This window comes from Alcaligenes faecalis, from assembly GCF_002443155.1.
Taxonomy (GTDB): Bacteria; Pseudomonadota; Gammaproteobacteria; order Burkholderiales; family Burkholderiaceae_B; genus Alcaligenes; species Alcaligenes faecalis.
In genome coordinates, this window is sequence record NZ_CP023667.1 from 2,034,777 (window position 1) to 2,048,364 (window position 13,588).

Sequence of the window (13,588 nt, forward strand, 5' to 3'; positions counted from 1 at the left end):
CACTTGCCCGTATTGCCCGTTGCCATTCCCATGATGGCCGCGGCACTGATGGTGATGCTGCGCGACAAGCGCCGTCACTACAAGCTGCTGATCGCTTTCAGCTCCTTATTGGCCCAGTTGTTCTGCGCGGTCTATCTGCTCCTGTTGGCCGATGGCACGCTGGACCCGATCTGGCCCCAGTCCGTCGGTGTGTATCTGCTCGGTGACTGGCCCGCACCCTTCGGGATTGTGCTGGTCGTGGACCGGCTGGCCGCCTTCTTGCTGGTGCTGACCAATGTGCTGGCTTTTTGCTGCTGGTTCTATTCGCTGGCACGCTGGGATCGCGTAGGGGTACATTTCCACTCCTTGTTCCAACTGCTTCTAATGGGCCTGAACGGCGCTTTCCTGACTGGCGACCTGTTCAACCTGTTTGTGTTCTTCGAGGTGCTGCTGGCAGCGTCTTATGGTCTGATGCTGCACGGTTCGGGCGCAGCCCGCGTCAGTGCCGGCCTGCATTACATTGCCGTCAACCTGATCTCTTCCTTCTTGCTGCTGATCGCGATCGCTCTGGTTTACGGTGTCACCGGCACCCTGAACATGGCTGATCTGGCTCTGCGCGCCGGTTCCATGCCGGACTCGGACCGCCTGGTATTTGAAGCGGCCATGGCCATCCTGGGTATTGCCTTCCTGATCAAGGCGGCCGCCTGGCCCCTGAACTTGTGGCTGCCGAATGCTTATGGCAATGCCAGTGCGCCGGTCGCGGCCATGTTTGCCATCATGACCAAGGTGGGCATTTACGCGCTGCTGCGTATTGGCTCCTTGCTGCTGCCGACGGGGGCGCCTGCCGCCTTCGGCGTGGCCTGGATGTTCCCGGCCGGGATTGCCACGCTGGCCTTCGGTGCGATTGGTGTGATGGCCGCACAGCAACCCGAACGGCTGGCCAGTTACTGCATCATCGTGTCCTCGGGCACCTTGCTGGCCGCTCTGGGTATGCCTGGGGTCATTCTGACCGGCCCTGCCCTGTACTACATGCTGAGCAGTGTGCTGGCTTTGGGTGCGTTCTTCCTGTTGCTGGAACTGGTCAGCCGTACCAAGCCTTTTGGTGCCGACCTGCTGGCCGTGAGTCAGGAAGTCTTTGATCTGGACGACCCGGAATCCGAAGACAATAGTGATGACGTGGTGGGTGTAGCCATCCCCGGCGTAATGGTGTTCCTGGGCATGTCCTTTATTGCCTGCGCCTTGCTGATTGTGGGCCTGCCCCCCCTGTCCGGTTTTGTGGCCAAGCTATCCCTGCTGACAGCCGCCCTGAAAGCCTCCGGCCAGTCTCCTGAGCCGCTGAACGCCTGGATTCTGACAGCCGCCGTGCTGATTTCGGGTGTGGCCGGCTTGATCGCCATGGTGCGTGTGGGCATTCGTCTGTTCTGGAGCAATAGCTCCTTGACGATTCCCCGCCTGAAACTGATCGAAGCCGCTCCGATTGCGGGCATTATTGTGGCTTGCGGGATCTTGAGCTGGTATGCAGGTCCAATCACGACCTACCTGGAGCAAACAGCCCAACAGCTCGATGAGCCCCGTATCTACATCGGCTCGGTCTTGCGACAAAACCCTGTGCGTTCTGTTCAAGCGGAGGGATTCTGATGCGACGCTACACCAAACATCTGTTTCTGCCTTTACTGCTCCTGGGTCTGTGGCTGCTGCTGAACGACTCGCTCTCGGCCGGTTATGTGGTGCTGGGCCTGTTCCTGGCCATCGCCCTGAGTTTGGCCGCCATTCCCTTTCGTCCCGTTAAAGCCAGCATTCGACATCCCTTTCTGGCCTTGAAACTGATCTTCCAAGTAGCTTGGGATATTGTGCTGTCCAATATTGCCGTGGGTCATCTGGTCCTGAAAGGCGGCAATGCGCCCCGCCCCGGCTTTCTGGCCATCCCTTTGCAACTGACTGACCCACATGGTCTGGCAGCCTTGGCGTGCATCATTACCTACACCCCAGGGACCGTCTGGTCCGGCTTCGATTACGAGACCCGCGTCCTGACCTTGCACATTCTGGATCTGCAAGACGAACAGGTCTGGTTAGACACTATTCAGAAGCGCTACCAAGGACCGCTACTGGAGATTTTCCAATGATAGACATTGTTTACTGGGCCTGTCAGTTTGCCCTGGGCTGCTTTGTCCTGGGCATGGGCTGCGCCGTCATCCGCCTGCTCAAAGGCCCTTCCGCCGCCGACCGCGTGCTGGCGCTGGACACCATGTACATCAACGGCATGCTGGCCTTGCTGGCACTGGGCATTCGTTTTGACTCTACCTTGTACTTTGATATCGCCCTGTTGATTGCCCTGTTCGGTTTTGTAGGCTCGGCAGCCATGGCGAAATTCCTGTTGCGCGCCGAGGTGATCGAGCCATGAACACGCCTTTATTGCCTTTGTGGTTGGCTATCCCGGTCGCCCTTCTGCTGGTTCTGAGCGGTATCGTGGCCCTGGTAGGTTCGGCTGGCCTGCTGCGCTTCAAGCACTTTTATTCGCGCATCCACGCCCCCACCATGGGGAATACGCTGGGTACGTTTTTCATGGTGCTGGCGGTAGCCATCAGCGCCAGCCACCTGATGAGCCGCCCTATTCTGCACCCGCTCATCCTTAGCGTGCTCCTGATCATTACCTCGCCGGTCACCGCCATCTTCCTGATGCGCGCTGCCATCAAACGCGAGCATCGCCAGCGTCTGGCCGAGTACGGCCCGGACGAACCTGGCTACCTGGACATGCCGCACAAAGCACCTCTGCCCAAAGACCTGGCAGAACCTCGGGCCAGCGACAAGAGCTGAATCAAGCAATGAGGGTTTAGAAAAGTTTTATTACCCTCACTTGCAACTGCTCCACCTATACTAGTAAGTGTTTACTGCGTATCGGGTATTGCCCCATACGCAGTCGCTTTTGGGGCTTTGCGGCCTGCTACTCATACCTGCTCGTAACAGTGCTCGCCAAGCCGGTGATTCCCTTAGCAAGTAAAGGAGTGAGATCGATGAGTCTACTTACACACCCATCCCGAATTCTGAGTGCCAGCTTGCTCAGCCTGGGTCTGCTGTCCTCCGCTGCCTGGGCTCAAACCCCGTCCCAAGACTACCGACACGATATTCAGCGCTGTGAGCAGTTCAAGGGCGAACAACGCACCACCTGCCGGCGCGAAGCCGGTGCGGCCTTGCAAGCCGAGCGACATAACAAACTGGATAAGCGCGATCACAATCTGGATGCCAACCGTCAGGCACGTTGCCATCGTCTACCCGCGGATCGCCAGCAAGACTGCCTGAAATCCATGACCGGCCAGGACACAACCGTGCGCGGTAGCGTGGAAGGCGGCGGTATTCTGCGCGAAACCACGACGGTAGTACCTGCTCAGTAAGGCGAATCGCTATCCTTACAAAAAACAGCGCCTTTATCAGGCGCTGTTTTTTTGACCTTGATCCCTGCTACTGCGTCTTGGTCAAATCATCCCTGTATGTTTCAGGGCTACGCCATGTTGCCCACAAAGTGATCACAGCCAACACCAGCACCATCACGGCCACGCCCCAATAGTGTCCTTGGCTAGCTAATAGCCATGTCGCCAACATAGGTGCCAGGCCACCGCCCACCCCGGCAGCTACCTGGCAGCCTAAAGATGCACCGCTATAACGTACTTTGGTACCGAACAATTCCGGCAAATAGGCAGCCTGAGGGCCGTACATCGGACCATGGCCAAAAACCATGCATGCCGCAATCGCTCCGATGATAAGTGTTGGGTCACGCGTTTCCAGACAGAGAAACAAAGGATAGACCGCAAGTAACACGAAGCAAGACCCGAAATAGTACAAAGCCTTACGCCCCACCTTGTCAGACAGGTAGCCAAAAAGGGGAATAAAGCCGATTTCCAGCACTGCCCCAAGAAGCACCCCATCCAGAATCAAGCCCTTGGGTAGATTCAACGCGTTAGTCCCATAGACAATCACAAAGACTGTCAGGATATACACCCAGGCAACTTCACATACTTTCAGCCCAATGCTGAGGCAAAGATTCAGGCGATGCTTGGTCAGAATTTGCCAGAGAGGCGCCTTGTCTGTTTTTACCTCCGAACCGGCTTTTTCGCCCTCATCCTGACTGACCTGAAAGACAGGAGACTCAACCACCTGCAAACGGATATAAAAACCCAATGCAACCAGCACCACACTCAGCAGGAACGGCACCCGCCATCCCCAACTCAGAAACTCGGCTTCCGGCAAACGACTTAGCCAGGCCAGAATGCCAGTCGATGCCAGCATACCCAGCGGGAAACCCACCTGTACCAGACTACCGTAAAATCCTCGTCGATCTCGGGGAGCGTGCTCAATGACCATCAGCGCTGCCCCTCCCCACTCCCCACCAATACCGAAGCCCTGAATAATACGTAACAAAATCAAGGCAATGGGAGCCCAGATCCCAATTTGTTCATAGGTAGGTAACAGGCCAATCGCGAATGTGCCTCCCCCCATCAAGAACATGGTCAACATCAGCATGGATTTACGACCAACTCGATCACCAAAGTGCCCAAACACTACACCTCCCAAAGGGCGCGCAATAAAACCGACCGCGAACGAACCCAGCGCGGCCAAGGTACCCATCAGCGGATCCAAGCCTGGGAAAAAGATCTTGTTAAACACTAATGCGGCTGCGGTGCCATACAACAAAAAGTCATACCACTCCACCGTTGTGCCAATCACGCTGGCCATCACGACACGCCGCATGGACTTTTCCTCCTCCAGCGCCTGCCGCTCCTGAGTGGCGGAGTCCCCCAGACTGTCCGCCTTAACTGAAATGCTCATTCCTGTCTCCTGATTGTCAGGCCCGGCTATCGATCCGGGCCTCTTATGGATGTGCCCGCAAATACCACACACGGTGGACAAATACTGACAGGAAACTTTTTAAGCTTAAATTAGGGTTTATCAGTAAACTTATCCTTATTTTTATCTTAAAAGTTGACTAATAAGAAACTTCTCACTAAATTATGCCTACCGACCCACATGGGCGGCCCAACCAAGGAGAGATCATGAGCACAGAAACCAACACCACCGAACAAACTGAAAGCAAGCACTATGCCCAACGCCTCAAAGGCAAGCTGGAACCCACCCAAGGCGGCTCCGTCTATGTGGACCCTGAATCCATGGAATGGCAGCCTTCACAATTCGAAAAAATCTCGATGAAAGTGCTGTATCGCAACGATGCTGAAGGAGAGATGACGGTGCTGCTCAAATGGGAACCCGGCGCCGTCTTGCCTTTTCACCGTCACCCGGAAATTGAACAAAGCTACGTCCTGCAAGGCTCGTTCTACGACCACGACGGTATTTGTCGGGCTGGTCAGTATGTGTGGCGCCACCCAGGCTCTTTGCACGAGACTCATTCCGACGAAGGTTGCATTTTGCTGGCGGTCTACCGCAAACCGAATGTGTTCTTTGGCACAGCAGGTTTTCAAGCCGCCTGAGCGGCCTATCGCTACGCGGGGCGCAAGACGCCCCGCAGCACACCGCAAGGAGCAGTCATGACCTGCGTCGTCACCGACCCCTGCATCAACTGCCAATATGGCGAGTGCCTGGAGGTCTGCCCTGCCGATGCCTTCCATCGCGGCCCGAACTTCATGGTCATCAATCCGCAGAGCTGCATCAATTGCACGCTGTGCATTCTGGCCTGTCCCGTGCAAGCCATTGCCTCCGACTATGAGTTAGGACCTGAGCATCGGCACTACATCCCGCTCAATGCCGAACTGGCACAAAACTGGCCTGTCGCTTTCAGCGGGCCACCCGCTCATCCAGACGCGCACTTCTGGTCAGAGCAGACCAACAAGCTTGCCTTGCTGCAACGCTGAGAAAGCCACTGCGCACCTTCGCACTCATACGGTATGATTCAAGCTAGGTTGCACGCCTTGAACCCGCTGGCAACCAGACTATTTTCATTGCCCGCAGATACGGCCTCACCCAGTGGGGCCGTGTCTTCCTTCATACCGTTCAGACGTGGAATCAGGCGTGACCGAGGAACTCAGCTCTCTTAGCCCTAATAACGACAAGCCCGAACAGGAGGAAGCAGCCGTCTGCAAGCGGCTGCGTGAACTGCGGCGTGAACATCGCCTGACTCTGGATACCCTGGCCGAACGCTCCGGCTTTACCAAAGGCTATTTATCCAAGATCGAGAATGGCAACAAAGCCCCTCCCATCGGAACCTTGGCTCGCATTGCACGAGCCATGGGAGTGGACTTGAGCGTCTTCTTTGTCGATCCGGATCAAGACAATCCCACCATGCCGCTAAGCCAGGACTCACCGGTGTCTGTAGTACACAGTTGGGAACGCAAACCGGTCAGCCGCGGAGGCAGCGAGTACGGCTACGACTACGTCAGTCTTGCTCATAAAAAAGCCAACCGAAACATGGATCCGTTCATGTTCACCTTCCCCCAACACACTGATCCTCAAGTATTTTTTGAGCATGCCGGCGAAGAGTTCGTCTACTTGTTAACTGGTACGGTTGAATTCGAATTCAAGATTCACGGCCAATTGGCCAAAGTCCGGCTTGAAGCGGGCGATAGCATGTATTTCGAGTCCAACACGCCCCACCGAGGCCGCGCGCTGGATGGGGACGCCCAGGCATTGGTAGTGATTATCGAACCACCCAGCGAGGAATAAGAAACTGAGTCGGACATTCTTGTTGCCAAAAAGGAAATATTTAAATATTATTAGGAAACTTTTACGGAGGTTTCCTTATGCGCATTGGCATCATCCTGTACGAAGACGTAGAGCCCATTGAAATTGGTATTTTGGGCACCCTGTCCATGGCAAAACGCCTGGCCCCAGAGCTGCAGTACCACACGCTCTCCGAAACCGGCGGAGTCATACGATTGCGCAACGGTTTGCAGCTAGAGACGGAATACAGCTTTGCACAAGCTCCCGCCGCCGATGTCACCATCATCACGGGTGGTCCAGGCTGGAAAACACAGGCCAACAACCCCGTATTGTTAAATTTTTTACGCCAACGTCATGCTAGTGGGGATGTCATGGTGAGCGTCTGTACAGGGGCGCTGCTACTGGCCAGCGCCCGATTACTGGATGGCCGTACTGCAACCAGCAAAGCCGCCTATGCAGCCCCGGAGACCTCACCCCTGAGCACATTGGCCGAAATGACCGTGAACTGTTCTGTACGCGAAGCCTTGTTGGTTGACGAAGGAGACATCATCACCGGCGGCGGGGTTAGCCTATGTGTGGACCTGACGCTCTACTTGCTGGAACGCTTCCTGGGGCCAGAGCTCGCTGCACGTACGGCCCATATCATGGAATACAGTGCTGCCCGAGCCGCCAATCAGGCACGTTTACCCAGCTTAATAAAACCCATCCACGCCTAAGAGCAAACTGCACAGCCTGTTGTTCTGTATCGAACAACAGGCACAGTTGCTACAGCTCCACCTGTATCCCCATCTCCACCACACGATTAGGCGGGATCTTGAAAAAGCGCGTGCTACGGCTGGCATTACGTGCCATGAATGCAAACAAGCGGCGACGCCAGCCCAGATACCAAGGCTGACGCGATTGAATCATCACCGTCTGGCGCGACAGGAAGTAGGACGTCTGCATAGGTTCCAGATTCAGCTCCGGATGCTCCAGCGTAATCTGCTCCAGCAATTGCGGCACATTGGGCTCCTGCTTGAAGCCCCAGGACGCCACCGCCTGCCAGCTGCCGCGGCTTAGACGTTGCAGGCTATAGCGTTCCCCAAACGGCACGTAAGGCACGCCAGCACTGGTTACAGTCAAGAACAGGACCTGTTCGTGCAGGACTTTATTGTGTTTCAGGTTATGCAATAAGGCCGGAGGGACCGAGTCGGGAATGGTGCTCATGAACACCGCCGTACCTGGTACGCGGGTTGGGGCGTACTCCTCCAGATTCAGCAAAAATTCTTTTAGCGGCTGCTTGTTTTCCAGCAAGCGCTCGTGCAAAGCGGCACGCCCCTGACGCCAGGTCAGCATCAAGCCCAGCAGCACAGCGCCCACCAGCAATGGCAGCCAGCCACCTTCCAGAATCTTGAGCGCATTGGCCGAGAACAAGAGCATGTCCAGAATCAGGAAAATACCCAAGAGCCCCAACCAGGCCCAGCGTTTGATACCACTTGCATGACGCGGCAGCAGCACCAGAGCCAGCAAGCTGGTCATCAGCATGGTGCCTGTGACCGCAAAACCATAAGCATGAGCCAGACGATCCGAGGAGCCAAAGCTCAGGACCAGAATCATCACCGCCACGCATAGCAGCAAGTTCACACGCGGCAGGTAGATCTGCCCTTCTTCTTTGGCCGAAGTGTGTTGAATCACCATGCGTGGCCAGAACCCAAGCTGCACCGCCTGACGAGTCACGGAGAAGGCCCCGGAGATGACGGACTGGGAGGCAATCACCGTTGCTACGGTTGCCAGCATCACCATGGGCACCAGGGCCCAGTTGGGGGCCAGGAAGAAGAAAGGATTACGGATCGCGGCCGGGTCGGAAATCAGCAAAGCCCCTTGGCCGAAATAACACAGGACCAGGCAAGGCATCACAATCATGAACCAGGCTTTGCGTATCAAGGGACGACCAAAATGGCCCATATCGGCATACAAAGCCTCGGCACCAGTCAGGGCCAGAACCAGCGCTCCCAACAGTAAAAAGGTTTGCCAGGGTGCCTCAGCAATAAACGCCACGGCCCACCGCGGGTCCAAGGCCATCAAGACCTGGGGATGTTCAATAATGCGCCATAATCCCAGGCCGCCCAGCACCAGAAACCAGGTCAACATAATGGGACCGAACAGCTTGCCCATGGTGCCCGTGCCGTGCGACTGAATCAGGAACAAAGCCAGCAAGACCCCAAGGGCCAAGGGCACGACCCAGGGGTCAAGTACATGGGACACCATGCCTATGCCTTCCAGTGCCGACATCACGGAAATGGCGGGGGTAATAATGCTGTCCCCGTAAAACAAGGCAGCACCGATCAGGCCCAGCACCACAATAATCTGGCGACGTGACCCCTGAATACCGCGTGCAGCCAATTCCATCAGGGCCAGCGTGCCGCCCTCGCCCTTGTTATCCAGACGCAGCACCACCGTCACATACTTGATGGAAACCACCAGGGTCAGCAACCAGAACAGCAAGGACAGCACTCCATAGACCTGTTCGGCACCGGGCTGTCCGTACGCGCTCAAGGCCACTTTCATGGTGTAGAGCGGGCTGGTTCCAATATCGCCGTACACCACGCCTAAAGCGCCCATTAACAAGGCGGCCTGAGCCGCTTTTCTGGGGTTTTCTGTTGCTGTGTTCAAGGCTTAGTTTCCAATCAAAGTATCGTGCCGGGTCAGACGCGCGCCAATACGCGGACCGGGAAAAACAATGGTGATGCGGGTACCCGGAAAATCAGGACGACTCATCAAGCTCCACCAGGCGCCATGGGCGCGGGCAATTTCCTGCACAATGGCCAAACCCAAACCGGAGCCGCCCGCCTGCGTGCCAGGGGAACGGTAAAAGGCCTCAAACACGCGCTGCTGTTCGCTGGCCTCAATACCCGGTCCATGATCTTCCACCGACAAGGAGGGTGGATTGCTGGCTACCCGCAGGACAATGCGGTCTGTCCCCAGCCCATAGCGCAAAGCGTTATCCATCAAATTCGACAGCAGTTCGCGCAAGAGCACAGGCGCGGCATCAATCCACACCGGCTTTTCAGGTGCCAGCAAATGGATTTCCACCCCATGCTGGCGGGCCTGCAAGAACCAGTCGCCTCCTTCCTCGCGCACCCATTCGCACAAATCCAGGCGTACAAAACTGTCTTTAATATTGCTGTCCGCATCGGTACGAGCCAGCACCAGCAACTGCTGCCCTAAACGAATCATGCGGTCCGACACGCTTTTGATGCGCTCGGCCCGTTGGCGTATGTCATCTGGCAACGGTCGTGCCAGCATCAGCTCGGACTCCAGTTGCAAACCCGACAAGGGCGTGCGTAACTGATGCGCGGCATGGCCAATAAAACGCTTTTGCGCCTGCAGCGTATCACGCTGACGTTCCAGCAATTCGTTAAAGTGCTCCACCAGCGGCACTATTTCAGCAGGCAAGGCGCTGGCATCCAGGCGTTCGAAGTCGTCATCGGAGCGGTTGCGGATTTGTTGTGACAAATCATCAATGGACGCCAGCTGCGAGCGAATCCCCGAGAGCAACACCCAGGCAATCAGACTGACCAACAAGACCTGACTGAGCGCCATGGTCCAGAAGATATCGCGCAGCAGCCAGTCTTCCAGGCTCATGCGGCGTGTCAGTATCCAGGTAACGCTCAGGTCGAGCACCACCAGAATGGAGATCGGGGGAAACAGACGGCCCATCAGCTTGCGGGCCAAAGAACCGGGAGCAAGAAAGCGCTCCAGCCAGCCTCGCAACAAGGAGGTTTTTACCGCTGGAGAAAGATGCTGATCGGGCATGGTTGACCTAAAGTTTCAGGCAGCGGGCACTGGCTGCCGTTACGCTCCGGCCACGCTCTCCACATCGAGCAAATAGCCAAAGCCGCGCACAGTCTGTATGACAGCCCCGGTGCCTTCCAGGCGCTTGCGCAAACGATACACGTAGACTTCGACCGCATTGTCGCTGAAATCCGCATCCCAGGCAGACAGGGAGTTGATAATTTGCTGCTTGGTGACCACACGACCAGCCCGCATCATCAGCATTTCCAGTACGGACAATTCCCGTACCGACAAGGTCACACGCTGACCGGCACAACGCAGCTCGCGGCCAATGGTATCAAAACTCAAGGGACCCACATCAATAATGGGCTGTACCTGACCACTGCGGCGTCGCCCAAATACGCGTACACGAGCGGCCAGCTCGGACAGGTCAAAGGGCTTGATCAGGTAGTCGTCCGCACCGGCGTCCAGACCACCGACGCGATCCTCAACGCCATCACGCGCGGTCAGAATCAGAACGGGAATGGCATTGCCCTGCTGGCGCAATTGGCGCAGCACATCCAGGCCACTGATGCCGGGCAAGTTCAAGTCCAGAAGCAGAAGGTCGTAGACCTGGGCAGCCAGCTCCTTCAAGGCGCTTTCGCCTTCCTGGAGCCAATCAACCGCGTAGCCCTGGTCGTTGAGAAATTCCTGCAGTGCGGCGCCCAGTATGGCGTCGTCTTCGATAACTAGTACACGCATTCGGGGGATTTTATTACGAAACTGGCCCCTCGCGTTGCAGATGCAAAGCGAGGGGCCAGAAAAAACAACACGAAGAAGAACCTGGAATTACAGAGCTGGTTTAGGCTCGACGGCCTTCTGATCGGCGACGGCGCCTTCTTGGGCTTCACCCTCATCACCCGCTGCCTTGGTCGTTGGACCTGGGCGGGTGATGAAACCCAGACGGGTCAGGCCGGAAGCCTTGGAGCGGCTCATGACCTGGGCCAGAGTTTCGTAGCGAGTATCGGTATCAGCACGGATACGCAATTCAGGCTGAGGCTGATCCTTGGAATAAGGGGCCAGCGTAGCGGTCAGGTCTTCCAGCGCCACCGGCTGCTCATTCACGAAGATCTGCCCTTCTGCATCAATCGCCAGATCAATCGTTTTAGGATCTTGCTGAACCGGTTCGGACGTCGCCTGGGGCAGCTGAATCTTGATGGAGTGCGACAGCAACGGAGCGGTGATCAGAAAGATCACCAGCAACACCAGCATCACGTCGATCAACGGCACCATATTGATTTCGGACAGCGCAGAGCCCGAATTGCGATTATCAAAGCTGCCAAAAGCCATGATTAGTGCTCCCGCTTGGCAGCGGCTGCCGAGCTCGATGCTGCACCGCCACCCGAGCTGGGGACACGACGCAGAACAGGTTGATTATCCTGCACAGGCTGGCCTGTGGTCAGGAAGGTGAACAGGTCATGGGCAAACGCGTCCAGCTGGGACAGGTAAACGCGGTTGGTGCGCACAAAGGCGTTGTAGGCCAACACGGCAGGGATCGCTACCGCTAGCCCCAGACCAGTCATCACCAGCGCTTCACCCACGGGGCCGGCGATCTTGTTCAGCGTCACACCGTCAGACAGACCAATATTGATCAGAGCGTGGTACACACCCCAAACCGTACCGAACAGACCCACAAACGGAGCGGTAGAACCCACCGAAGCCAGCAGCGTCAGGCCGTTTTCCAGCTTGGCGGTTTCTTCGTCCATGACTTTACGCATGATGCGCGAGACAAAGGCATCCGTAGAGCCCTTCTCTTCCAGACGCATGGCGCCGTATTTCACATGGTGTTTTTGAGCGTGAATAGCGTGACTGGCCAGGTGGCTGAACGGATCGCGTGCACCGTGGGTGGCAATTTCGTTTTCAACCTGCTCCAGGGAACTGGCGGACCAGAACTCGCGCATGAAACCGTGCGAGCGGCGCTTCAGGCGGAAGGACAACACGCCTTTGACGATGATCAGGTACCAGCTGGCAACCGACATCAAGGCCAGAATCACGAACAGGGTCTTGCCGACCACATCACTTTGCTGGATAAAGTGCAGCACCCCGGTCGCTTCCTCAGCGGCAGCAACACTGGCGGCAGCCTGATCTGCAACAGGCCCTGCAACTTGTGCCAGGCTTACCCATACGCTTTGAAATAGTTCCTGCATCATTGATATATCCTAGTAAACAAAGTCGAAAGGAATATCGGCCATGGCACGATAGGCCACACCATTTTCCGTATACGGTTTGAAACGCGCTGTGCGTACTGCCTTCAGTGCCGACTCGTCCAGACGTTCATAGCCTGAGGAGCTTTGTACTTTGGCTTCCAGCACGGTTCCTTGGGTTGAAATCACTACACGAACCACCACGCGGCCCTGCTCACGACGGCGCTCGGAAGCCCGTGGGTACACAGGCACAGGACGACGTCCCAAATAGTCCACCCGGCCAATCAGCTTGGGCCGATCACCATCCGTAGAGCGCGCGGCGGTCTGGGAGGTGTTGTCCGTTGCCGGGCCAGCTTGAGCGGCAGGGGCTGCCGGTTGAGCAGGCTGCGGGGTTTCTGCCGGTGGGACCTCGGGCTTGGGCTGTGGCTTGGGCTTGGGTTTCGGCTTGGGTTTTGGTTTGGGCTTGGGCGGCTCGGGAATCGGCGGTTTTTCCACGATAGGCTCTGGCTCGGGTTCCGGCTCAACAACCGGTTCGGGCTCAGGCTCGGGATCAGGTTCCACCTCGGGTTCGGGTTCAGGCTCCGGCTCGGCCACCACCTCTTCAGGAGGGGCGCTGACCTGCTCTTGCTGAACCGGGGACTCCGACACTTCCACCAACGTCACCCCAACAACATCCATAGGGGCAGGTTCGCCCACAATCTTGGGGGTTTCCGTCCACAAGATGGTAGCCACGACACCAACGTGCAATCCCAGTGCTAATGCCAAGCCAGTTGCCTTCAAGGCCAGCATCGAGCGACTATTCTTTTGAGAAGCAATTCCGGTCATAATCCGTTCTACACATTCTGCAACCCGCATGGACCATGACGGGACCGGACAGGATGCCCAGTGAAGTATCGAATCTTAACAGAAACAGGAATGATTCTCAATACTAAATTCCTGTAATATTTCCTGCTTCAATCCGCCCTGCAAAAAACCTCCAGATACTAACG

The 13,588-nt window shown here is 56.6% G+C and carries 16 protein-coding genes; 9 read left to right on the forward strand and 7 right to left on the reverse strand.

The features are described 5' to 3' along the window. Positions 1–30 precede the first annotated feature (30 nt). The 5 genes from CPY64_RS09465 to CPY64_RS09485 all read left to right on the forward strand — a co-directional run bounded on the left by CPY64_RS09465 (position 31) and on the right by CPY64_RS09485 (position 3,368). Positions 31–1,617, forward strand: coding sequence for a monovalent cation/H+ antiporter subunit D (locus CPY64_RS09465; RefSeq protein ID WP_232623251.1), 1,587 nt, complete (start codon positions 31–33; stop codon positions 1,615–1,617). After that, positions 1,617–2,102, forward strand: a complete 486-nt coding sequence (locus CPY64_RS09470) for a Na+/H+ antiporter subunit E (RefSeq protein WP_026483416.1) — start codon at positions 1,617–1,619, stop codon at positions 2,100–2,102. The genes CPY64_RS09465 and CPY64_RS09470 overlap by 1 nt, the downstream gene beginning before the upstream one ends. Continuing rightward, entirely contained in the window at positions 2,099–2,380 is a 282-nt protein-coding gene (locus CPY64_RS09475) for a K+/H+ antiporter subunit F (protein WP_009461751.1), read from the forward strand. The genes CPY64_RS09470 and CPY64_RS09475 overlap by 4 nt, the downstream gene beginning before the upstream one ends. Next, a complete protein-coding gene (mnhG, locus tag CPY64_RS09480; RefSeq protein ID WP_042481181.1) occupies positions 2,377–2,793 on the forward strand; it encodes a monovalent cation/H(+) antiporter subunit G in 417 nt (138 codons plus the stop codon). The genes CPY64_RS09475 and mnhG overlap by 4 nt, the downstream gene beginning before the upstream one ends. A 197-nt stretch (positions 2,794–2,990) precedes the next feature. Continuing rightward, complete coding sequence (locus CPY64_RS09485; RefSeq protein ID WP_042481184.1) at positions 2,991–3,368, forward strand: hypothetical protein; 378 nt, start codon at positions 2,991–2,993, stop codon at positions 3,366–3,368. A 67-nt stretch (positions 3,369–3,435) separates the two neighbouring features. On the opposite strand, the gene CPY64_RS09490 is transcribed toward CPY64_RS09485, so the two are convergent. Then, positions 3,436–4,800 (reverse strand): MFS transporter, encoded by a 1,365-nt coding sequence (locus CPY64_RS09490; RefSeq protein ID WP_080723687.1) that lies wholly within the window; start codon positions 4,798–4,800, stop codon positions 3,436–3,438. Between the two features lie 224 nt (positions 4,801–5,024). Here CPY64_RS09490 and CPY64_RS09495 point away from each other — a divergent pair, with 224 nt between their 5' ends. The 4 genes from CPY64_RS09495 to CPY64_RS09510 all read left to right on the forward strand — a co-directional run bounded on the left by CPY64_RS09495 (position 5,025) and on the right by CPY64_RS09510 (position 7,358). Further along, on the forward strand, positions 5,025–5,456 hold the full coding sequence (locus CPY64_RS09495) for a cupin domain-containing protein (protein WP_080723688.1): 432 nt from the start codon (positions 5,025–5,027) through the stop codon (positions 5,454–5,456). Positions 5,457–5,513: 57 nt separating this feature from the next. After that, positions 5,514–5,837, forward strand: coding sequence for a ferredoxin family protein (locus tag CPY64_RS09500; protein WP_042481187.1), 324 nt, complete (start codon positions 5,514–5,516; stop codon positions 5,835–5,837). A 157-nt stretch (positions 5,838–5,994) separates the two neighbouring features. Beyond that, the gene (locus CPY64_RS09505; protein ID WP_042481190.1) at positions 5,995–6,645 is read left to right on the forward strand and encodes a helix-turn-helix domain-containing protein; all 651 of its coding nucleotides are present in this window, start codon (positions 5,995–5,997) and stop codon (positions 6,643–6,645) included. A gap of 77 nt (positions 6,646–6,722) precedes the next feature. Further along, positions 6,723–7,358: a DJ-1/PfpI family protein gene (locus CPY64_RS09510; protein WP_042481195.1), complete on the forward strand. Its 636-nt coding sequence runs from the start codon at positions 6,723–6,725 to the stop codon at positions 7,356–7,358. Between the two features lie 49 nt (positions 7,359–7,407). On the opposite strand, the gene CPY64_RS09515 is transcribed toward CPY64_RS09510, so the two are convergent. The 6 genes from CPY64_RS09515 to CPY64_RS09540 all read right to left on the reverse strand — a co-directional run bounded on the left by CPY64_RS09515 (position 7,408) and on the right by CPY64_RS09540 (position 13,388). Continuing rightward, on the reverse strand, positions 7,408–9,243 hold the full coding sequence (locus CPY64_RS09515; RefSeq protein ID WP_052362869.1) for a potassium transporter Kup: 1,836 nt from the start codon (positions 9,241–9,243) through the stop codon (positions 7,408–7,410). 54 nt (positions 9,244–9,297) lie between these two features. Beyond that, positions 9,298–10,437, reverse strand: a complete 1,140-nt coding sequence (locus CPY64_RS09520) for a sensor histidine kinase (protein WP_042481202.1) — start codon at positions 10,435–10,437, stop codon at positions 9,298–9,300. Between the two features lie 39 nt (positions 10,438–10,476). After that, the gene (locus CPY64_RS09525; protein WP_042481205.1) at positions 10,477–11,157 is read right to left on the reverse strand and encodes a response regulator; all 681 of its coding nucleotides are present in this window, start codon (positions 11,155–11,157) and stop codon (positions 10,477–10,479) included. A gap of 87 nt (positions 11,158–11,244) precedes the next feature. Further along, the gene (locus tag CPY64_RS09530; RefSeq protein WP_042481208.1) at positions 11,245–11,745 is read right to left on the reverse strand and encodes an ExbD/TolR family protein; all 501 of its coding nucleotides are present in this window, start codon (positions 11,743–11,745) and stop codon (positions 11,245–11,247) included. Positions 11,746–11,747: 2 nt separating this feature from the next. Continuing rightward, complete coding sequence (locus CPY64_RS09535) at positions 11,748–12,605, reverse strand: MotA/TolQ/ExbB proton channel family protein (RefSeq protein ID WP_042481211.1); 858 nt, start codon at positions 12,603–12,605, stop codon at positions 11,748–11,750. Positions 12,606–12,614: 9 nt separating this feature from the next. Then, a complete protein-coding gene (locus tag CPY64_RS09540; protein WP_080723689.1) occupies positions 12,615–13,388 on the reverse strand; it encodes an energy transducer TonB in 774 nt (257 codons plus the stop codon). Positions 13,389–13,588: the final 200 nt, after the last annotated feature.